The organism is Pseudomonas sp. FDAARGOS_761 (assembly GCF_013343155.1).
Taxonomy (GTDB): domain Bacteria; phylum Pseudomonadota; class Gammaproteobacteria; order Pseudomonadales; family Pseudomonadaceae; genus Pseudomonas; species Pseudomonas aeruginosa.
Genome location: NZ_CP054572.1, coordinates 2085495 through 2107604, shown reverse-complemented (window position 1 = coordinate 2107604; position 22110 = coordinate 2085495). Strand labels below are relative to the sequence as shown.

General features: G+C 68.4%; 13 protein-coding genes. 4 read left to right on the top strand and 9 right to left on the bottom strand.

Features of this window, described 5'->3' with window-relative positions:
- Window positions 1-12: 12 nt before the first annotated feature.
- Both FOC67_RS10005 and FOC67_RS10000 read left to right on the top strand, forming a co-directional pair.
- Window positions 13-567 carry a helix-turn-helix transcriptional regulator gene (locus FOC67_RS10005; RefSeq protein ID WP_003088112.1) on the top strand — a complete coding sequence of 185 codons (555 nt, stop codon included), beginning with the start codon at window positions 13-15 and terminating at the stop codon, window positions 565-567.
- An 88-nt stretch (window positions 568-655) separates the two neighbouring features.
- Window positions 656-1234, top strand: a complete 579-nt coding sequence (locus tag FOC67_RS10000; RefSeq protein ID WP_003110488.1) for an HD domain-containing protein — start codon at window positions 656-658, stop codon at window positions 1232-1234.
- A 109-nt stretch (window positions 1235-1343) separates the two neighbouring features.
- Here FOC67_RS10000 and FOC67_RS09995 read toward each other — a convergent pair whose 3' ends face one another.
- The 4 genes from FOC67_RS09995 to FOC67_RS09980 are packed head-to-tail and all read right to left on the bottom strand — an operon-like array spanning window position 1344 to window position 14103.
- On the bottom strand, window positions 1344-2531 hold the full coding sequence (locus FOC67_RS09995; protein ID WP_003139884.1) for an HlyD family efflux transporter periplasmic adaptor subunit: 1188 nt from the start codon (window positions 2529-2531) through the stop codon (window positions 1344-1346).
- On the bottom strand, window positions 2521-4692 hold the full coding sequence (locus tag FOC67_RS09990; protein WP_003088105.1) for a type I secretion system permease/ATPase: 2172 nt from the start codon (window positions 4690-4692) through the stop codon (window positions 2521-2523). The genes FOC67_RS09995 and FOC67_RS09990 overlap by 11 nt, the downstream gene beginning before the upstream one ends.
- The gene (locus FOC67_RS09985) at window positions 4682-5959 is read right to left on the bottom strand and encodes a TolC family protein (RefSeq protein WP_003102743.1); all 1278 of its coding nucleotides are present in this window, start codon (window positions 5957-5959) and stop codon (window positions 4682-4684) included. The genes FOC67_RS09990 and FOC67_RS09985 overlap by 11 nt, the downstream gene beginning before the upstream one ends.
- Window positions 5959-14103, bottom strand: coding sequence for an Ig-like domain-containing protein (locus tag FOC67_RS09980; RefSeq protein WP_174707717.1), 8145 nt, complete (start codon window positions 14101-14103; stop codon window positions 5959-5961). Before FOC67_RS09980 ends, FOC67_RS09985 begins: the two co-directional genes overlap by 1 nt.
- A gap of 500 nt (window positions 14104-14603) precedes the next feature.
- On the opposite strand from FOC67_RS09980, the gene FOC67_RS09975 reads away from it, so the two are divergent.
- Together FOC67_RS09975 and FOC67_RS09970 are read left to right on the top strand one after the other, a co-directional pair.
- Window positions 14604-15626: a transporter gene (locus FOC67_RS09975; protein WP_003106674.1), complete on the top strand. Its 1023-nt coding sequence runs from the start codon at window positions 14604-14606 to the stop codon at window positions 15624-15626.
- A 60-nt stretch (window positions 15627-15686) separates the two neighbouring features.
- Entirely contained in the window at window positions 15687-16478 is a 792-nt protein-coding gene (locus tag FOC67_RS09970) for an EcsC family protein (RefSeq protein WP_003106675.1), read from the top strand.
- 126 nt (window positions 16479-16604) lie between these two features.
- Here the strand turns inward: FOC67_RS09970 and lasA are convergent, their stop codons facing one another.
- The 5 genes from lasA to FOC67_RS09945 all read right to left on the bottom strand — a co-directional run bounded on the left by lasA (window position 16605) and on the right by FOC67_RS09945 (window position 22104).
- A complete protein-coding gene (lasA, locus tag FOC67_RS09965) occupies window positions 16605-17861 on the bottom strand; it encodes an elastinolytic metalloprotease LasA (protein WP_009314581.1) in 1257 nt (418 codons plus the stop codon).
- A 283-nt stretch (window positions 17862-18144) separates the two neighbouring features.
- On the bottom strand, window positions 18145-18570 hold the full coding sequence (locus FOC67_RS09960; RefSeq protein WP_009314582.1) for a hypothetical protein: 426 nt from the start codon (window positions 18568-18570) through the stop codon (window positions 18145-18147).
- Window positions 18571-18852: 282 nt separating this feature from the next.
- A complete protein-coding gene (acpP, locus tag FOC67_RS09955) occupies window positions 18853-19092 on the bottom strand; it encodes an acyl carrier protein (protein ID WP_003132735.1) in 240 nt (79 codons plus the stop codon).
- Between the two features lie 167 nt (window positions 19093-19259).
- Window positions 19260-21590, bottom strand: a complete 2331-nt coding sequence (gene gspD / locus FOC67_RS09950; RefSeq protein ID WP_009314583.1) for a type II secretion system secretin GspD — start codon at window positions 21588-21590, stop codon at window positions 19260-19262.
- Window positions 21577-22104: a type II secretion system protein N gene (locus tag FOC67_RS09945; protein ID WP_003108706.1), complete on the bottom strand. Its 528-nt coding sequence runs from the start codon at window positions 22102-22104 to the stop codon at window positions 21577-21579. Before FOC67_RS09945 ends, gspD begins: the two co-directional genes overlap by 14 nt.
- Between the last annotated feature and the right edge of the window lie 6 nt (window positions 22105-22110).

The window sequence follows — 22110 nt, the reverse complement described above, 5'->3', positions numbered from 1 at the left end:
GCGTAGCCAAGCATGACCGAGCCTCTCCCTTCTTCGTCCCTGGGCCCCGCCCTGCGTCGCTGGCGCCTGCTGCATCGGGTCAAGCAAACGCATGCCGCCGAATTGCTCGGCGTGGCGCAATCGACCATCTCGCGCTGGGAGTCCGGTACCCAGGCGCTGCTGGTGGAGGAACGGGCACGCCTGGAGCGTCTGCTCGGCGCCCGCCTGGAAGCCGCCGCCGACCAGGCACTGGCCCGCCTGGTCGAGGCCAACCCGCAACCCGTGCACCTGATCTGCGACCTCACCCATCGCCTGTTGGCCTGTTCGCCGGCACGCGCCGCGCAATTCGGCGTGCCTCTCGGCGAACTGCTCGACCGTTCGCTGTGGCCCTATTGCAGCGAGGAAATCCTCCGCCAGGAAGCCACCCTCGAGGAACTCGGCTGGCGCGAACTGCTGGCACCGCCGGCGCTGGAGTTCGCCAGCGGAGCGAACGCCTCGGCCATCGTGCCGATCCGGCGCAGCCGTTGCCGCTGGACCCGCATGACCCTCTCGGACGGACGCGCGGTGCGCCTGGTGGAAACCCTCTGAACGTCGCCACGGATATTTTATCCATGGACCTTCAGCACCGCCGCGCCTAGGCTTGCAGGCTCGTTTCACCGGTAGCGGAGCCCGCGCCATGTCCCTCGAACTGCTGAGCAACCGCCTCGAATTCCTCCGCGAAGCCGAACGCCTGAAAGACGTCCTGCGCTCCGCGCACACCTCCTCCGGCCGCCCGGAAAGCACCGCCGAACATAGCTGGCGGCTTTGCCTGATGGCACTGGCCTTCGAGGACCAACTGGCCGGCCTGGACCTCGGCAAGGTTCTGCGCATGTGCGTGGTCCACGACCTCGGCGAAGCGATCCACGGCGACATCCCCGCCGTCGAGCAAGCGGCGCACCCGGACAAGGGCGAACAGGAACGCGCCGACCTGTTGCAGCTGACCCGTCATCTGGACACGCCACTGCGCGATCGCCTGCTCGCCCTGTGGGACGAATACGAGCGCGGCGAGACCGCCGAAGCCCTGGCAGTGAAAGCGCTGGACAAGCTGGAAACCCTGCTCCAGCACACCCAGGGCGATAATCCGGCGGACTTCGACTATGCCTTCAACCTCGACTACGGCCGTCGCTATACCGACCGCGCACCGCTGTTCAAGACCCTGCGCGAGCTACTCGACGCCAGGACCCGACAGCGCCTCGCAGCTCGGCGCGACGCCTAGCGTGCGCCCACCCGGGCAGCGTTACCAGCGCCACCGCCTACGTAGCTCGCCATGGCTACAGGGAAGCGGCTGGCACGTTTCCCACCGACCGGGGCCTGTCCTGCACGCCTCAGTAAAGGCGCGCCTTGATCAGCGGCCGCAGCAGGTAGTTGAGCACGCTGCGCTTGCCGCTGAGGATGTCCACCTCGGCGACCATCCCCGGAATGATCGGCAATACCTCCTCGCCGCGCTTCAACTGGCTGCCATCGGTCTTGATCAGCACCTGGTAGTAGGACTCCTTGCCATGCGGGGTGTCCTCCTCGATGGTGTCGGCGCTGATCTGCTCCAGGGTGCCCTTGAGGTCGCCGTAGATGGTGTAGTCGTAGGCGGTGATCTTCACCTTGGCCGGCATGCCGGGAACCAGGAAGGCCACGTCGCGCGGCTTGATCTTCGCCTCCACCAGCAGACGCTCCTCCACCGGGATCACTTCCATGATCGGCTCGCCGGGCTGGATCACCCCGCCGCGGGTGTTGATCAGCACGGTGTTCACCCGCCCGCGCACCGGCGACAGGATCTCGGTGCGGCGCAACTGGTCCTGGCGCTGCTGGACGATCGGTTCCAGGGCGCTGAGATCGGCCTTGCGCTGGGCGCGCTCGGTATAGGCATCCTGGAAATAGGTGCTTTTCAGCTCGGTCAGCTTGCCGCTGAGGGTGGCGATGTCCTGGCTCAGCTTGAGCGCCTCCATCTGGCTCACCGCACGCTTGGCCACCAGCGGGCGAACCAGGTCGAGCTGGCTCTGCGCCAGGTGGATCTGCCGCTGGATCGCCTGGGTGCCCTCCACCAGTTTGTCGCGGCGCGACTTGAACAGCTCGCGTTCGGAACGCGCCAGCGGCCCCTCGGGATCGACGTCCGGCGGGAACTCGATGCTCTTCTTGCCTAGCACCTCGGCGTCGAGCCGGGCAATGGCCGCGCGCAGCACGCTGGCCTGGTTCGCCGACTCCTGGAAGTTGGTGAGGAAGCGCGTCTCGTCGAGGCGCACCAGCGGCTGGCCGACTTCCACCAGGTCGCCCTCCTTCACCAGCAGGCGGTCGAGGATGCCGCCCTCCAGGCTCTGGATCTTCTGGATGCGACTGAACGGCACGACCCGGCCGTCGCCGCGGGTCACCTCGTCCAGTTGCGCCCAGGCCGCCCAGCCGATGAACAGCAGCACGCAACCGAGCAGGGTCCAGAGCAGCGGCCGGTAGACCGGGTGGGTAGCCGCCAGCAACGGGTCGGCCAGTTGCCGGCGCAGGGCGGCGGCGTCGCGTTCAGAGTCCATGGTTGCCTCCTTCGGCGGCCTGCGGTGCCTGTACCTGGTTGCCCTGCACCACCTGCTCCAGCGGGCCGTCCATGATCACCCTGCCCTGGCGCAGGACCACCGCACGCTCGACCAGGGCGAGCATGCTTTTCTTGTGGGTGGTGATGACCAGGGTGCGCTTGCCCAACCATTGCTGCAGGTAGTCGATGACCTGTTTCTCGCTGCCCTGGTCGAAGGCCGCGGTCGGCTCGTCGAGCAGCAGGATCGGAGGGTCCTGTAGCAGCACCCGGGCCAGCCCGACGGCCTGGCGCTGGCCGCCGGACAGGCTGGCATTGCCCTGGATCGGCATGTCCAGCCCCAGCGGGTGGCCGCGGACGAAGGCGCCCAGGCCGACCCCGTCGAGGGTCTCCAGCAGTTCCTCGTCGCCCAGCGCGGCGTTCTCCAGGTTGAGGTTGTCGCGCAGGCTGCCATGGAACAGCGCCACGTCCTGCGGCAGGTAGCCGATACCGCGCTGGCGGTCGGCCGGGTCGATCTGGGTCAGGCTGACGTCGTCCAGCAGCAGGCGTCCCGCCTGCGCGTCGAGCAGGCCGCTGAGCAGGCGCAGCAGGGTCGACTTGCCGGCGCCGTTGCCGCCGAGCAGCGCCACCCGCTCGCCGGCGCGGATGTTCAGGGCCTGCACGTCGACCACCGGCGGGCTGTCGCCGTGGGCCAGGCGCACGCCCTCCAGGCGGTAATGTCCCTGCAGGCGCTCCTTGTGCACGAAGCGCTTGCCCTGGGGGCGCTCCTGCTCGGCGCTCATCAGTTGGTCGAGGCCTTCCATCGCCACCTTGGTGTGCTGCCAGCGACCGAGGATGCCGGCCGCCTGCGACAGCGGTGCGATGGCCCGCGAGGCGAGGATCGAGCAGGCCACCAGGCCGCCGACGGTCATCGCGCCCTCGCTGATCCGATAGACGCCGAAGACCACCACGCCGACGTAGCAGAGCTGCTGGACGATGCTCGCCGAGTAGCTCAGGGTCGAGGCCAGGGTATGGGTCTTCATCGCCGTGCCGGCCAGTTCGCCGGTCAGGGTTTCCCATTGGTGCAGGCAGCGGCCTTCGGCGCGGGTCGCCTTGACCGTCTCCAGGTGCTCGAAGGCTTCCAGCAGCACGCCGTTCTTCATCGCCCCTTCGCGCAGGTTCTGCCGCGACAGGTGGCCGAGCAGGCGCTGGGTCAGCAGCCCCGGCAGGATCATCAGCACGCAGGCCACCAGCGGCACCCAGACCACATGGCCGCCGATCACGGCGATGATCAGCAGGAAGATCGCCACGAACGGCAGGTCGCTGATCAGCGCCGCGCTGGACGAGGTGAAGAACTCGCGCACCGACTCGAACTCCCGCACCTGGGTACTGAAGGCGCCCATCGACGCCGGCTTGGCGGCGACCCGGGTGCTCAGCACGCGGGAGAACAGCAGGGTCGAGAGTTGCAGGTCGAGGCGCTTGCCGAGCACGTTGAGCAGGTGGCCGCGCATGATCCGCAGGACCCCGTCGAGGACGATCGCCAGGGCCACGCCGCTGGCGAGGATCCACAGGGTGTCGAACGCCGCGTTGGGCACCACGCGGTCGTAGACCTGCATGGCGAACAGTGCCGAGGCGACCGCCAGGACGTTGGCCACCAGCGCCGCGGCGGTGACCTCGGCGTAGGAACGCCAGAGCCGCTTGAGCGGGCCGAAGAACCAGTGCTCGGGCAAGGCGCTGGCGTAGTCGCCGACCCGCCCGTCCGGCCGGTAGCGACACTTGGCGAAGATCGCCGTGCCACTGTACAGCGCTTCCAGCTCGGCCAGCGGCATCCTCTGGCTTCCGCCGTCGCTCTGCGGCACCAGCACCTCGGCGTGCTCGCCGTCGTTGCCCACCAGCACCAGGGCGCGGCCGTCGTCGAGCAGCAGCAGGGCCGGCAGCAGGTAGCGGTCGATCCGGCGCAACGGCTGGCGGGTGACCTGGGCGGTGATGTCGGCGCGGCGCAACGCGCGGGCCACCAGGTGCAACGGCAGGCGACCGTGCTCCAGCGGCATGCCGTCCACCAGTTCGGCGTCGCCGAGTGGCCGGCCGAGCTGCCGGCAGAGCAGCAGCAGGCCCTGGCGCAACGGGTCGACGATGGGGTCGTGGTTGAGGATCACGACGTTATCCGGGGTTTTCTCAGCTTCCATGATTCAGCCGGTTCTCCAATAGCGGACCCAACAGGCCGACTTGCGCGGCCGCCCGATACTCGATGCGCTTGCGTTCGATCCGCAGGTTGATCAGTTGCCGCTCTGCCTCGAACCGCTCGCGCTGCACGTTGAGCAGGTCGATCACGTCGCGCCGGCCAACCTCGAACTGTTCGCGATACAACTCGCCGACCTGCTCCGACTCGGTCACCTGCTGGGTCAGCGACTGTTCCCGCCAGCGCAGCGTGTCGCCGTTGTCGAAGAGGTTCTGCAGTTGCCGGCGGATGTCGCGCTGCATCGCGTCGGCGCTCCATTTCGCCGATTCCAGGCGCTGCTGCGCGGCGGTCGGCCGGCGGAAGTTGGAAAGCCCCTGGAAGGTGTCCATGCGGAAGCGCAGGGATACCACCGAGTCGCTTTCCGGATGCCCGCCGATCTCCCGGCGCAGCGCGCTGGCCTCCAGGTTCAGTTGCGGCAGCAGCGACGCCTTGGCCTCGCGGACCTCGGCCTCGGCGACATTGGCGTCCTCCAGGGCCTTGCGCTGCAAAGGCGATTCGCGGATCACCCGCGCCATATCGCTGGCCGCCAGGTAGCGTTGCAGCGACATCGGCTCGGGCTCCACCAGGTCGGCGGGCTCCTGGCCGACCAGGATCGCGTACTGGTTGCGCGCGTCCTGCAGGTTGCCCTTCTCCAGCGACAACTGCTCCTGGGCCCGCGACAGTTCCAGATTGGCGCGATCCAGCTCGCTGCGGTCGGCGTAGCCGTCGCCGCCGCGCGCCTGGGTCATCTCGCGGATACCGTCGAGGCGCTGGATGTGTTCGCGTACCGCCTCCACCCGGCGCTCCGAGGCGAGCACGTCGAGGTAGGTCTCGACGATATCCAGCGCCGCGTCGTCGCGCGCCACCAGCACCGCCTCGGACAGCTTGCGCTGGGTCGCGCTGGCGCTGTCGACCTTGCTCGTCACCCGACCCCAGTCGTACAGCATCTGCGACGCGGTGAGATCGTAGACGATCTCGCCGAAGTCGAACTCCTGCGGCCCCCCGGACATCGTCACGGAGGGGTAGTACCCCCCTTTGGCCATCTCCACCTCGGTGCCTGCGCGGTCCGCTTCGGCCATCGCGGATCGTACTTCCGGGTGGATCGCCAGCCCTGCCCTGACCGCCTGGTCGAGGGGCATGGCCGACGCGAACATCGGCAGGCCCAGGGAAAGGAGCCAGATGGCTCCCTTCCCATGCCGCCGTCCCTTGCGCGCGTACTGCCTGCGCCCGCGCATCAGACCACGACCTGTACCGTGTTGTCCTCGATCAGCAGGGTGGTACTGCCGAAGGTGTAGACGTCGTAGGTAATGCCGTTGATCAGTTGCGTGGTACCGGTATTCACCGCGCCCACCACGTTCAGGGTGTCGTTGTTCTCACCAGTGATCTGCAACGTGTTGTTGGCATCGGTGATGGCATCCACCTCCGCCGCGGTCAGGGTCAGCACGCTACCCGAGTCGCCCTTGCCGAGGTCGATGCGCTCGAGGTTGCTGAGCGTGCCGACGCCGACGGCGTTGTAGTCGAGGTCGATGCCGTTGGCCAGGACCAGGGTGTCGAACCCGGCGCCGCCATCGATGCTGACGAAATCGGTCGCGGTGATCTGGATGGTGTCGTTGCCGTTGCCGGCCACCACGTGATCGCCGGTGCCCACGTTGAAGATCAGGTCGCTGCCGTCGCCGCCGTTGATGTGCTCCGAACTGCCGTTGGCGCCGGACAGCACGTCGTCGCCGGAAGTACCGTTGACATCGATCTGGCCGATGTTGAGCGACAGTCCGTTGGGGGTCAGGGTGATCCCGTAGGCGGCGCTGTCGTTGCCGTTGCTGTCGGTGGACACCAGGTTGAACGAGATCTGCGAGCCGAGGTTGAGGATGTCGGTGATGTTCAGCCCCAACTGGGTGAGGATGGTCGGGCTCAGCAGGTTCAGCGAGAAGTTGCCGGACGAGTCCGCCTGGATCGGCAGCAATTCGACGTTCAACGCCGGGGTGATGACCCGGATCACCACGCTGGAGTTGGGCTCGGTGGTGCCGCTGAAACCAAAACGCGGGTTCAGCGGGTTGAGGCTGACGTCGAGGCCGAAGTTACCGATGGTCACCGGTTGCTCGATGCTGGTGCCGATGCCGATGCTCGCCGTGTTGCTCGGGTTGCCGGCCGGGTCGCGACCGACCACCGACACCTGGGCATTGAGCAACTGGTCCCAACTGAAGTCGATATCCAGGTCGGTGAGCAGGTTCAGCGACGCCAGCCCGCTGTTGTCGGCGGTCACCGTGGCGGTGGCGGTCACCCCGCCGACGTCGACGGTGACCGTCAGCTCGGTGCCCGGCTCCGCCGAGATGGTCAGGATGTTGCCGACCAGGGACAGCACCGGGGTCGCCGGCGGAATGGTGTCGATGGTGAACGGCACCGGGGTCGACGCGGTGCCGCCGTTGATGTCGGCGGTGACGGTCGAGGCGCCCTCCGGGAACGGGCCCATGCCGCCGGGAGGCGTCAGGGTCAGGGTCAGGTTGCCGGCGGCGATGTCGCCGGCGGTGAGGGTATGGCTGACCTCGGCCTCGTAGCCGTTCTGCCCGGCGAACTTGACCGTGACCACCTGGCCGACCTGCATGGTCGGACGGACCGTCACATCGACCTGGATGCCGTCGCCGATCTCCGCGGCGTTGATCCAAGTATCGGCGGCTTCCGGCACGCTGATGGTCGGCGGCGCCAGGTCCGGCGCGTTGATGGTGGCCGGCCCGCTGACGTTGCCGGCGGCGTCCACGGCAACCCCAGCGATCAGTTCGCCGGTGATCAGCGGCGGCGCGAACGGCAGGCTGAAGTTGCCGGCGCCGTCGACGGTGACCGTGATCGGGTTGGCGGTGTCGCCGTTGACCACGATGCGCACCTGGCTGTTCGGCTCGGCGGTGCCGGTCAGCAGCGCGCCGTCGGCGCTGATGCTCAGCAGCGGAGCGGACGGCGCCACCGAGTCCACCGTGGTGCTGGCCGGACCGCTGGCGTTGCCCGCGGCGTCCTCGGCGACGGCGTTGATCACCGTACCGTTGGCCAGCGGCGTGCCGGGGGTGAAGGTCCAGTTGCCGCTGCCGTCGGCGGTGGTCTCGCCGATCGGGTTGCCGTTGCCATCGGTGAGGATCACCTTGGCGCCGACCTCGGCGGTCCCGGTGATCACGCTGCCGTTGCTGGCATTGATCACCGGCGTGGCCGGTGCCACCGTGTCCACCGTGGTGCTGGCCGGGCCGCTGGTATTGCCGGCCGGGTCCTGGGCCACGGCGTTGACCACCGTGCCGTTGGCCAGCGGCGTGCCCGGCGTGAAGCTCCAGTTGCCGCTACCGTCGGCAAGGGTCTGGCCGATCGGGTTGCCATTGCCATCGGTGAGGATCACCCGGACGCCGGGTTCGGCGGTGCCGCTGAGTTCGACACCATTGCTCGGGTCGATCACCGGAGTGGCCGGAGCCACCGCGTCCACCGTGGTGCTGACCGGACCGCTGGTGTTGCCGGCGGCGTCCTGGGCCACCGCGTTGATCACCGTGCCGTTGGTCAGCGGTGTGCCCGGAGTGAAGCTCCAGTTGCCGCTGCCATCGGCGGTGGCCTGCCCTATCGGGTTGCCGCCGCCATCGGTGAGGATCACCGTGGCGCCGGCTTCGGCGGTACCGCTGATCACCGTACCGTTGCTCGGATCGAGCACCGGGGTGGCCGGGGCTACCGAGTCCACCGTGGTGCTGGCCGGGCCGCTGGTGTTGCCGGCGGCGTCCTGGGCCACCGCATTGACCACCGAGCCGTTGGCCAGCGGTGTGCCCGGGGTGAAGCTCCAGTTGCCGCTGCCATCGGCAGTGGCCTGGCCGATCGGGTTGCCGCCGCCGTCGGTGAGGATCACCGTGGCGCCGGCTTCCGCGGTACCGGCGATCACGCTGCCGTTGCTCGGGTTGACCACCGGGGTGGCCGGGGCCACCGCGTCCACCGTGGTGCTGGTCGGGCCGCTGGTATTGCCGGCCGGATCCTGGGCCACCGCATTGATCACCGTGCCGTTGGCCAGCGGCGTGCCCGGGGTGAAGCTCCAGTTGCCGCTGCCGTCGGCGGTGGCCTGGCCGATCGGGTTGCCGCCGCCGTCGGTGAGGATCACCGTCGCACCGGCTTCCGCGGTACCGGCGATCACGCTGCCGTTGCTCGGGTCGATCACCGGCGCGGCCGGCGCCACCGAGTCCACCGTGGTGCTGGCCGGGCCGCTGGTGTTGCCGGCAGCGTCCTGGGCCACCGCATTGACAACCGTGCCATTGGACAGCGGCGTGCCGGGCGTGAAGCTCCAGTTGCCGCTGCCATCGGCGGTGACCTGGCCGATCGGGTTGCCGTTGCCGTCGGTGAGGATCACCGTGGCACCAGCCTCGGCGGTACCGGCGATCACGCTACCGTTGCTCGGATCGATCACCGGGGCTGCTGGCGCCAGCGAGTCGACGGTGACGCTGGTGGGACTGCTGTTGTTGCCGGCGGCGTCCTGGGCTAGCGCATTGATCACCGTGCCATTGGCCAACGGCGTAGCGGGCGTGAAGGCCCAGTTGCCGCTGCCGTCGGCGGTGACCTGGCCGATCGGGTTGCCGTTGCCGTCGGTGAGGATCACCGTGGCCCCGGCTTCCGCCGTACCGCTGATGACGACTCCGTTGCTCGGATCGATCACCGGCGCCGCCGGGGCGATGGCATCGACGGTGACGCTGGCCGGACCGCTGGTGTTTCCGGCTGGGTCCTGGGCCACCGCATTGATCACGGTGCCGTTGGCCAGCGGGGTGCCCGGGGTGAACGTCCAGTTGCCGCTGCCGTCGGCGGTGGCCTGGCCGATCGGGTTGCCGCCGCCATCGGTGAGGATCACCGTCGCGCCGGCTTCCGCGGTACCGCTTATCTCGGTGCCGTTGCTCGGATCGATCACCGGCGCCGCCGGGGCCACGCCATCCACCGTGATCACCGCCGGCGCACTGTCGACATTGCTTGGGCTGCGCGCCACCACGTTGACCACCGTGCCATCCGGCAGCGGGATGCCTGGAGTGAAGGACCAGTTGCCGCTGCCGTCGGCGGTGACCTGGCCAATCGGGTTGCCGTTGCCATCGGTGATGATGATGGTGTTGCCGGCGTCCGCGGTGCCGCTGATCACCGAGCCGTTGCTCGGATCCACCTGCGGGATCGACGGCAGTGAGGAATCCACCGTCGTGGTAGCGGGAGGGCTGGTATTGCCGGCGGCGTCGCTCGCGGTCACGTTGACCACGGTGCCGTTGGGCAGTTGCGAGCCGGGCGTGAAGCTCCAGTTGCCGCTGCCATCGGCGGTGGTCTGGCCGATCGGGTTGCCGTTGCCGTCGGTCAAGGTCACGGTGCTGCCCGGCTCGGCGGTACCGTTGAGCAGGTTGCCGTTGCTCGGATTGACCACAGGCGTGTTCGGCGCCACCGCGTCCACGGTAGTGCTGCCCTGCGGGCCGGTATTGCCCGCAGGGTCCTGGGCCACGGCGTTGACCACCGTGCCGTTGGCCAGCGGCGTGGCGGGCGTGAAGGTCCAGTTGCCGCTGCCGTCGGCGGTGGTTTCGCCGATCGGGTTGCCGTTGCCGTCGGTGAGGATCACCTTGGCCCCGGCCTCCGCGGTGCCGCTGATGGTCGTGCCGTTGCTCGGATCGATCACCGGCGCCGGCGGCGCCACCGCGTCCACCGTGGTGGCGGCCTGCGGGCCGGTATTGCCGGTCGGGTCGGTGGCCGTGGCGACGATCACAGTGCCGTTGGCCAGCGGCGTGCCCGGCGTGAAGCTCCAGTTGCCGCTGCCGTCGGCGGTGACCTGCCCTATCGGGTTGCCGCCGGCATCGGTGAGGGTCACGGTGGCACCGGCCTCGGCGGTGCCGCTGATGACGACGCCGTTGCTCGGGTTGATCACCGGCGCCGGCGGCGCGCTGGAATCGACGGTCACCGTCGCCGGCGGGCTGCTGTTACCGGCGGCGTCCTGGGCCACCACGTTGACCACAGTACCGTTGGCGATCGGCGTGGACGGGGTGTAGGTCCAGTTGCCGCTGCCGTCGGCGGTGACCTCGGCGATCGGATTGCCGTTGCCGTCGGTGAGAATCACCGTGCTGCCCGGTTCCGCAGTGCCGCTGAGGTTGCTGCCATTGCTCAGGTTGACGGTCGGCGTGGCCGGCGCGATGGCGTCCACGGTAGTGCTGCCCTGGCCGCCAGTATTGCCGGCCGGGTCGGTAGCGGTGGCGTTGACCACGGCTCCATCCGCCAGCGGCGTGGACGGCGTGAAGCTCCAGTTGCCGCTGCCGTCGGCGGTGACCTGCCCGATCGGATTGCCGCTGCCATCGGTCAGGGTCACCGTGGCGCCCGGTTCGGCGGTGCCGCTGATCTCCGCGCCGTTGCTCGGATTGACCACCGGCGCGGCCGGCGCCACCGAGTCCACGGTGGTGCTGGCCGGAGCGCTGGTATTGCCGGTCGGGTCGCTGGCCGTGGCGTTGACCACGGTGCCGTTGGCCAGCGGCGTGCCCGGTGTGAAGCTCCAGTTGCCGCTGCCGTCGGCGGTGACCTGCCCTATCGGGTTGCCGTTGCCGTCGGTCAGGGTCACGGTAGCGCCTGGCTCGGCGGTGCCGCTGAGCGTGGTGCCGTTGCTCGGGTTGAGCACCGGCGCCGCCGGGGCCTGCGAGTCCACGGTGACGCTGGCGCCCGGGCTGCTATTGCCGGCGGCGTCCTGGGCCACCACGTTGACCACAGTGCCGTTGGCGATCGGCGTGGACGGGGTGTAGGTCCAGTTGCCGCTGCCGTCGGCGGTGACCTCGGCGATCGGATTGCCGTTGCCGTCGGTGAGGATCACCGTGCTGCCCGGTTCCGCAGTGCCGCTGAGGCTGCTGCCGTTGCTCAGGTTGACGGTCGGCGTGGCCGGCGCCACGCCATCGACGGTGGTGCTGCCCTGGCCGCTGGTGTTGCCCGCCGGGTCGGTGGCCGTGGCGTTGACCACGGTTCCATCCGCCAGCGGCGTGGACGGGGTGAAGCTCCAGTTGCCGCTGCCGTCGGCGGTGACCTGCCCGATCGGGTTGCCGCTGCCATCGGTCAGGGTCACGCTGCTGCCCGGCTCGGCGGTACCGCTGAGCGTGGTGCCGTTGCTGGGGTTGACCACTGGCGTGGCCGGGGCTACCGAGTCCACGGTGACACTGCTGCCCGCACTGGTGTTGCCGGAGGCGTCGGTGGCCGTGGCGTTGACCACGGTGCCGTTGGGCAACGGCGTGCCCGGTGTGAAGCTCCAGTTGCCGCTGCCGTCGGCGGTGACCTGGCCGATCGGGTTGCCGCTGCCATCGGTCAGGGTCACGGTGGCGCCCGGCTCAGCGGTGCCGCTGAGCGTGCTGCCGTTGCTCGGGTTGACCACTGGCGTGGCCGGTGCCACGGCGTCCACGGTGACGCTGGCCGGCGAGCTGGCGTTGCCGGACGGGTCGGTAGCCGTGGCGTTGACCACCGTACCGTTGGGCAACGGCGTGCTCGGGGTGAAGGTCCAGTTGCCGCTGCCGTCGGCGGTGACCTGCCCTATCGGGTTACCGTTGCCGTCGGTCAGGGTCACGCTACTGCCCGGCTCGGCGGTGCCGCTGAGGGTCGTACCGTTGCTCGGATCGACGGTGGGCGTGGCCGGCGCGACGGCATCCACGGTAACGCTGGCCGGCGGACTGCTGTTGCCGGCGGCATCCCTGGCCACCACGTTGACCACGGTACCGTCCGGCAACGGGGTGGACGGCGTGAAAGACCAGTTGCCGTTGGCATCGGCGGTGGTCTGGCCGATCGGATTGCCATTGCCGTCGGTCAGGGTCACGCTGCTGCCCGGTTCGGCAGTCCCGCTGAGTTCGCTGCCGTTGCTCGGCTCGACCACCGGCGCGCTCGGCGCCACGCCGTCGACGGTGATGGAGGTCGCCGGGCTGCTGTTGCCGGCGGCGTCCCTGGCCACCACATTGACCACGGTGCCATCCGGCAGTTGGCTACCGGGGGTGAAGCTCCAGTTGCCGTTGGCATCGGCGCTGGTCTGGCCGATCGGATTGCCGTTGCCGTCGGTGATCACGATGGTCACGCCCGCTTCCGCCGTACCGCTGAGGACGCTGCCGTTGCTGGCATTGACCTGGGGCGCGTCGGGGAAGTCGGGGGCTTCGGCGGTGACCGGGGTGCTGTTGTTGCCGGCCGGGTCGGTAACGATCACCGTCACCGTCTCGCCATTGGTCAGCGGCGGGTTCAGCGGAACCTCGAAGCTGCCGCCGGGACCGACCACCACGGTGGTGTCCGGCTGGCCGTCGCCATCGGTGTCGACACCGACGGTGGCGCCCGGCTCTGCGTTGCCGGTGACGCTGCTGCCGTCCGGCGCCACCTGCACGTCGGTGGCCGGCGCCGGGGCGGTGGTGTCCGGCGCCTCGACGGTCACCGGGGTGCTGTTGTTGCCGGCCGGGTCGGTAACGATCACCGTCACCGTCTCGCCATTGGTCAGCGGCGGGTTCAGCGGGACCTCGAAGTTGCCGTCGGGACCGACCACCACGGTGGTGTCCGGCTGGCCGTCGCCGTCGGTATCGACGCCCACCGTCGAGCCGGGTTCGGCCTTGCCGATGACGCTGCTGCCGCCTGGCGTCACCTGCACGTCGGTGGCCGGCGCCGGGGCGGTGGTGTCCGGAGCGGTGACCTGGGCCGGCGGGCTGGCGTTGCCAGCCGGGTCGGTGACCACCACGGTGACCGTCTGGCCATTGGTCAGCGGCGGGTTCAGCGGAGCGGTGAAATTGCCGTTGGCATCGGCGATCACGGTGAGGTCCGGCTTGCCGTCGCCATTGGTATCGATGCCGACGCTCGCGCCGGCCTCGGCCTGGCCGCTGATGCTGCTGCCGTCAGGCGCTATCTTCAGGCCGCTGGCCGCCTTCGGCGGAGTGGTGTCCGGGGGCACCGAAGAACCGCCGCCGCCACCGCCGCCGCTGCTGTTGGAAATCGCCACCCCGGCGCCGATGGCCGCCGCACCGACCAGCAGCGCAGTCCCTGCGCTCATGCCACCGAGCACACCGGCGCCGGTCAGCGACTCGAAACCGGCCAGGCTTTCCTGCGGGATGTAGCCGGCCATCAGCGGCCCGTCGGCGGCGACCGGCGGCAGATCTACCGCCACCAGCTTGTCCTTGTCGGCCAGGAACAGTTGGCTGGAAGGCTGGCCTTCCGCATAGAAGTTGGCGATCCGGACGCTTTCCCCGGTCTTCAGCTGGACGATCAGGTCCGAACCGCTCTTCGAGTATCCCGCCACCGACTCCGGTGCGACATCGAGCGCGATATTACTGCTCTGGGAGAGTTTGAGTATCCCGTTTTCCGGAACCTCGACGGCAGCCGCAGAAGAAATACTCTGATCGATAGGGGTAACTTTCGCCTGGATCGACATTTCCGACATTCCTCTTGTCAAGCAGCGACCGAACGGCCGCACCATGTAATCCAGAAATAGCAGCTTTTAAATAAAAGGCGAGTCTGACTTTATATATAACGACTAAGAAAACCCCCATGAAAAATTCAATTTAGATAACCCCTGGAAAACATGCAGCCATTTAGCCATCACACGCCTATCTAATTGATAAACAATATATAATCAAAAAGTTATAATACTTTATAAACAACCCCCATCACCTGGCACGGCAAATCGACTAAATAACCCAGCGGGCAAATATCAGAACTCTACGATGCGTATTTCATAAAAAACCGGGAGAAATGAAATAGCACTTCCCGGCACCTCGTAGTTCGTCGGCGCGAGGCGACGGCAAGACGACCCCGACAGTTCCAACGGGAAGCATCGCCGGGCATCCCGCGAAGCGGCCTTCATCGTCCTGCAATCAAAGCGTCATCGTCACGATGCCAAGTTATCCAACCGATCCTCTCCCGCGAGCGACCATGCATCACGGTATCTCCCCGCCCCAGGACGCCGACCTGTTCGGCCTGATCTACGGTTTCCGTTTCCGCCCCGGCGAAGCGGGGCGGGAAATCGACTCGGCTACCGCCCTCGCCTGCCTGCGGCAGGCTCGCGAGGAGGCGCCGGACGAGTTCCTCTGGCTGCACCTGAACCTCGCCCATGCCGCCTGCGAGCGCTGGATGAAGAAGCATCTGGAACTGCCGGATTATTTCTTCGAAAGCCTGCGCGAGGGGTCGCGCTCGACGCGCATCGAACACGTCGACTCGGCGCTGCTGGCAGTGGTCAACGACGTGGTCTTCAACTTCGGCCTGGTCTCTTCGGACGTCGCCACCCTGTGGGTCTGCGCCCGTGGCCGGCTGCTGGTCAGTGCACGAGCGCAACCGCTGCGCTCGGTGGACAAGCTGCGCTCTTCGGTGAAGCACGGCGAACCTTTCCGTTCGCCCCTGCAGTTGCTGATCCACCTGTTGCGCGACCAGGGCGACGTGCTGACCCAGATCGTCCGCGAAACCAGCGTCGCAGTGGACCGCATCGAGGACCAGCTACTGGCCCTGCGCCTCTCCGCCAACCGCGCCGACCTCGGCGCCATGCGGCGCGTGCTGGTACGCCTGCAACGCCTGCTGGCGCTGGAGCCCGGTTCGCTGCTGCGCCTGCTCAACCGACCGCCGGAATGGCTACAGGATGCCGACCTGCGTGAGCTGCGCGAAGCCACCGAGGAGTTCTCCCTGGTGATCAGCGACCTGACCGCCCTGGGCGAACGGATCAAGCTGCTGCAGGAAGAGATCGCGGCCAAGCTCAACGAACAGAACAACCGCATCCTCTTCACCCTGACCATGGTCACGGTGCTGGCCCTGCCGATCAACATCGTCGCCGGCTTCTTCGGCATGAACGTCGGCGGGATTCCCTTCGCCGACGATCCTGAAGGCTTCTGGATCATGCTCGTGCTGGTCGCCAGCTTCACCTTCCTCGCCGGCCGCTGGGCCTTCCGCAAGCGCGGCGACTATTGAGCGTGGACAACGCCGGCGGACAGTGGTTAGGTTGACCGACCACCGTCAGCCGGACCTTCCATGAGCCTTTCCCCCGCCGATCTCAAGCAACTCCAGGCCGCCAAGAACCTGCTGGAGAACCCTGGACTCACCGCGCAACTCACCAGCCTGCTGGGCACGCCGATCGAATACGGCCTGAAGAAGCTGCCGCGGAAGGTCAACGAGAAGCTCGGTTCGGTGATCGAGGGAGCGCTGCTGAAAGTCGCCCGCTCGGCCACCGCCACTCTCCAGGAAAACGCTAGCGGTCAACCGGCGAACCGCCTGCATACCCTCGGCGCCGCCGTTTCCGGTGGCGTCGGCGGCTTCTTCGGGCCGCTGGCGATGCTGGTCGAGGTGCCGGTCACCACCGGCATCATCTTCCGTTCCATCGCCGACATCGCGCGCAGCGAGGGCGAGTCGATCAGGGACATGGACACCCTGATGGCCTGTATCGAAGTCTTCGCCCTCGGCGGCAAATCCGCCTCGGACGACGCGTCGGAGTCCGGCTACTACGCGGTGCGTACGGCGCTGGCCCAGCAGGTCAAGGCGGCCGCCGACTTCCTCGGCAAGGACGCCGGCAGCAAGAAGGCCGCGCCCATGCTCCTGGCCCTGGTGCGCAAGGTCGCCGAGCGCCTGGGCGTGCAGTATTCGGAAAAGCTCGCGGCGCAGATCGTGCCCATCGTCGGCGCCCTCGGCGGCGCGGCGATCAACACGGTGTTCATGAACCATTTCCAGGCCATGGCGCGCGGTCACTTCGTCGTCCGCCGCCTGGAGCGCCACTACGGCAAGGATGTGGTTCGCGACGCCTACGCCCTGCTGCCACGGCGCGGCTGAGCATGCCGGCCCACGCGGTCAGCTTGGCGCCGGGCGCGGCGGCAGCGACGCGCCAGGTGTTCAGCGCCGTTTCGCTCGCGGCGGAGCCTCGCGCGGAGCCCGGCTGGAGCCGGGCCCCGCGCCGACTCAGAGCGCCAGGCCGGGGTTGTACAACGGGCGGAAAGCGCAATGGGTGGTGCCGGCGCTCTGGTTGTAGAAATAGTAGCGGCGACAGTCGTTGTCGTAGTTGCTGGTGCCGACGTTGATCCGGTACGGACCGAAGCTGGCTCCCTGCAGGGAAACGAAGGCGCCGTTGTAGAGCAGCGAGAAATGCAGGTGCGGTCCGGTGGAGCTGCCACCCTCGCAGAGCGCGGTGTTGATGTTGCTGGCATAGACGCCGAGCTTGGTGTCGGCGCTGACCTGCTGGCCGTTGCTCACCTGGATCTGGTCCATGTGGTAGTAGTTGGTCGCCCAGCCGCTGGGGTGGGTCACCCGTACCTGGCAGCGCGACAACACCCGTACCGTGCCGGCGTGGGCGGCGACCACGCTGTAGGTCGCACTGCCCCAGCGCGGCCAGTCGTAGGACGCATCGAAGGACGAGTACGGATAGCCCGAGCCGGTGTTCGAATGCGCTCCGTTGGGCTGCCAGGAATAGCCCTGGCGCCAGGGCAATTGCATCAGGTTGGATGGCGGCGCCAGCGCGGCCTTCGCCTGGAGTTGCCGAGCCACGCGGTTGCGCGGCTGCAGGAGTTCCGCGGCCGGGGTGCCGAACAGGCGCTGGAAGGTCTGCGCGTAGGCGCCGAGCGGATTGCCGCCTTGCACGGCGGAGGCCTTCGCCCCCTCTCGCAACAGACCGAGCAGCGCGGCCGATGCCGCGTTCAGGCCGTCCTCGCCGACGGCCTTGCGCGCAGCCGCCTGGCGCAACTGGTATTCCTCGAAACCGTAGTAGCGCCGCGACAACTGCTGCAACACGTCGCGTACCTGGGCATCGAAGCCGCGTTTCGCCGACAGCCGCCCCAGCGGCGCCGCCAAGGCGCGCTCGTCCGGCGCACCCAACGGCCCGGACTGCATGGCCATCAGGGTCAACAACACTTTCGGGTTGATGCTGTAGTAGCCGCTCCAGTGCTCCAGGTATTCGCTCTTGTCGCGCAGCGCCGGCGCGTTCAAGGCCAGGTAGGCCTCGAGGTCGAACGCCTCGGCGTCGCGACCGTAGAGGAACAGTTCGTCATTCAGCGGCAGGGCCACGCTGGGCAATTGCAACTGGCCGAGTAGCTCCGCCGAATAGCGGAAGGCCGGCAGGCCATCGTCATGGGCGTTGGCCGTGCCGCCCACGGCGAGCGCCAGCAGGGCGAAGAGGAACGGCGAGCGCGGGCTCGCCAGGGCGCGGGATCTTTTGTGCTGCATGGGTAGCTCCTGGTCATCGAAGGGAAACCTTGAAAGCCAGCAGCCCGGCGACATCGCCTCCGACGGGATAGCCTGGTCCGCTCCGCCGGTATTTCGCCCAGGCCGGGTTGCACGCCGCAGGACCGTGCAACGCCGTCACCCGGGAAGACAACTATCAGCTTTTGCAGTAAATCCGGTGCCCCGCTCCATCCGGCGGTAAAGCGTGCGGCAGCGCACCACAACCGAGCCGAATCGATCACAGAACGCCAGGCGCCGGAAATACTTCGATACAGTCTGCGGGCGCTCAGCGTTCCTCGGTGGAGGAGCCGTCGAGCGGATCGCGACGTGCCAGCTCGGCTTCGTCGAGGCCGTGGCCAGCGCCGATCTCGTTGCCATGCACGACCCTCAGGCGCTTGTCCGCGGGCGATTCGCCACCGCGCTCGGCCGGCGAGCGGGCACCGCTTTCATCGATCAGGGTCTCCGGCGCCAGATCGTCCATGCCGACGTTATCCTGGTAACCGTCGTCCTCGTCCGGCTGCCCGCCGGCGTGGCCCGCCTCGCGTACCCGCTGCGGGGAAAACTCGGCTTCCACCTCGGCCTCGGGCCGCTCGTCGCCGATCCGTGCCTTGCGCGCCTGGCGGCGCTCGTCGAAATCGAGTTCGCGTATCGAACCCATGCGGTCCTGAATGTCGTCGATTTCCTGGGGTGTGGTTTTCCGTCGTGTAGCCATGGCGACCTCCGTTACGAATGGCGAGCGCGCACCGCGAATGGCGCAACGCCCCTGTCCGGTCGACCGGCGAGGCGCCGGAAGATTCAGGAAATCCAACCGACGGCGGCTGCCTCGCTACCACGGTGGCGGGCAAAAAAAAGCCGGATCGGCCCGGGGCGGGCTGGACGATCCGGCGTAATCGAAGCGCGGGACGTCGCGCACCTTGCCGCCGGCACGGGCGGGAGGTGGCGCACAGCGTTTCGCAGGGAATGACCACGGCATCGGCCGGTGGTCCAGGGGGAGTCAGGTCGGCACGGCTTCCTCGAGATAGTCGATGGCCTGGCGCACGGTCTCGATCCGTTCCGCATCGTCATCGGCGATCTCGACGCCGAACTCCGCTTCCAGGGCCATGACCAGTTCGACCACCTCGAGCGACTCGGCACCGAAGTCGTTACGGAAATCGCTGTCCAGCCGGATGTCGCATTCCTCCACGCCGAGCCGGGCGGCTACCAGCTTCCTCACTCTGGTCTCGATGTCGTCCATGCATTGCGGTCCCACTGCCCGGCCCTGGAAAAAAGTGCGGCTACTAAAGCCTCCGTCCCCGCCAGCGACAACTGCCAGATCTGGCAGTGGCGCTGCGCCGGAGCGCGGCCGCCGCAGCGCGCCGGTCAATCCGGTGGACGGACCGCGACGCGAGGATTCGAAGTCCGTCACAGGGCGCTTCCCGGCGTATGCGCAATCACCCGCGCCTTCCCTCGCGGCAGGCTTTCGGGCAGTTCCGCCAGGGCCCGGCGTGCCTGCTCCGGGTCGAGGTAGTCGCCCCGCTCCACCGCGAACAGCTCCTGGCCATCGCGCAGTTCGCGGCGCAAACGCAACGACAGGCCCGGATGCCGCTCGATCAGCGCGCGCATGAAGGCTTCGCTGCTGCCCTCGACCAATCGCACGGCGTAGCGCTGGGGTGACGGCGGCTGCGGCGCGTGCGTGCCCTGGCGAACCTCCAGCACCTCGCCGCCGCGACCGTCGCCCAGGGACGCCGGGTCCGCCAGGCGCGGCTTCTCCATCAGCACCGGGGCTGGAGCCGGATAGCTGCGCGGCGAGCCAATAGGTGCCGGTGCGACCTGGGCGGCGGGACGCAGGTCGATGGCGCCGGCATCCTCGAACAGCGGGCGTACCGGTTCGCCGGCAGCACCGCGCAGCAACTGGATGGAACGGTAACGGCCATGGCTGATGCGCTCCAGGCCGGCGGCATCGCGGACGATGCTCGGTCGCAGGAAGACCATCAGGTTGCGCTTCACCCGGGTCTCGCGGGACGAGCGGAACAGCCGGCCGACGCCGGGGATGTCGCCCAGCAGCGGTACCCGCGAATCGCTGCGCAGCAGGTCGTCCTGGATCAGTCCGCCGAGGACGATGACCTGGCCGTCGTCGGCCAGTACGGTGCTCTTGATCGAGCGCTTGTTGGTCACCAAGTCCACCGCCTTCGCCGCCAGGGTGGCGGTTGGCGCGATGGAGGATATTTCCTGCTCGATCTCCAGGCGCAGCATGCGGTCCTCGCCGATGTGCGGCGTGACCTTGAGGGTCACCCCGATATCCTTGCGCTCGACAGTGGTGAACGGATTGCTCGAACCGCTGGCGCTGGTGGTGTAGCTGCCGGTCTGGAACGGCACGTTCTGGCCGACCAGGATTTCCGCCTTCTGGTTGTCCAGGGTCAGCAGGCTCGGCGTCGACAGCAGGTTGCTGCGGCTATTGCGGCTCAGCGCGGTGACCAGTGCGCCGAAATCGCGACTGCCGAGGCCGACTATCGCACCGTCGGGCAGCTCTGCCGGCGGCTTGCCGGCCTGCAACGCGCCTAGCAGGGTGCCGATGGACAACCCGCTGTCGGCGAAGCCAGCGCCGCCGGCGACATGCTCGCTACGCAGCGCCCATTGCACCCCGAGGGCGTCGCCGATCTCGCCGGACAGCTCGACGATCGCCGCCTCCACCAACAGTTGCGCACGCGGCACGTCGAGCTGGCGGACGATGTCCTCGAGCAGACCGACATCCTCCGGGTCGGCGAGGATCACCAGGGCATTCAGCGATTCGTCGGCGCGCACCAGCAGGCCGCGCTTGCCGCTTCCCCGTCCATCCTGGCCCCGCTCGCCGCGCAGCGATTCGCCGATCTCCCCGAGGGTGGCGGCGAGGGTCTTGGCGTCGCCATGGCGCAGGCGGATCACCCGGCTGTTCGCCGACCGCGACGAGGGGACGTCGAGCGACTGCGCCAGCCGCAGCAAGCGCGCTCGCGCCTGCGGCGGCCCGAGCAGGACCAGGCGGTTGCTGCGGCTGTCGGCGAGGACCTGGACGGTGGCGGCGCTCTTCCCGGCGGCCGGGGTGACGCTGCGATCGAGCACCTCGGCGATTTCCGCGACCCAGGCATGGCGCATGTCGTAGATGCTGTAGTCATGTTCGCCGGCCCGGTCGAGGCTGCGCACGATCGCCTCGATGCGCTCGATGTTGGCGCGGCGGTCGCTGACGATCAGCGCGTTGGCCGACGGCACGGCGGCCAGATGGCCATGGGCCGGGACCAGCGGCCGGATCATCGGGATCAGTTCCGCCACCGAGGTCTGCTGCGCCTGGACCACCCGCGTCTCCAGGCTGCCCGGCCCATCGCGGACGGTCTTCTGCGCGGCGTCCTGGCGTGCCTCCATGTTCGGCACGATACGCGCCTGGTCGCCCTGCGGCAGCACCGCGTAGCCATGGGTGGCGAGCACCGAAAGGAACAGTTGGTAGACCTCCGCCAGGCTGAGCCGCGCCTGGGATACCACCGTGACCCGTCCCTTCACCCGCGGATCGACGACGAAGGTCTGGCCGCTGATGCTCGATACCTGCTCGATGAAGTCGCCGATCTCGGCATCCTTCATGTTGATCGTCCACTGCTCTTCCTCTTGCGCGGCGGCAGTCGCGGCAGGTGCCGGATGGACCGGCGGCGCCAGGCCGAGGACGGCCAGCGACAGGACCAGGAACAGCGGAGACAGGCGCTGGGCGGAACGGGTACTACAACGTGGCATGGGTGGTTTCTGCCCCTTCGGCTTTGGGGAAATACAGACGTTCTTCATAACCCTGGTCGCGCAGCACCACATGGTCGCGATGAACCGCCAGCAGCACGGTGCCGGGGCGCACTTCGGCGCCCGGCAGGAAGCGCTGCGAGCGCCCGGCCACCGCGATCAGCGCCGCCGAGCGGTCCTCGCGACGCGCCAGGAAGCAGGCCAGCAGGCGTAATTGCAGACGCTCGCCCGCCGTCGCGCCGCGCGGCGACGGAGCGCCACCGAACAAGCCGGCTAACGCCGCGTGCGGGGCCGCTGAAGGGTTGGCTGGCGGCGCCGGGGCCGCTGCGGCGGGCAATTCCGCCAGCTCGCGGCGCAGCGAGCGCGTCTGGCTGGCCAGGCTGGCGCTGAGCAACGCCAGCAGCAGCACGCAAAGCACAGCGGGCGCATGCCCGGCCAGGCTGCGCAGGGAAACGAAAGACGATGGAAGGTGACGCGACATGCAGCAGGCGGATTCCGGCAAACGGGCGCGCTGCATCGACGC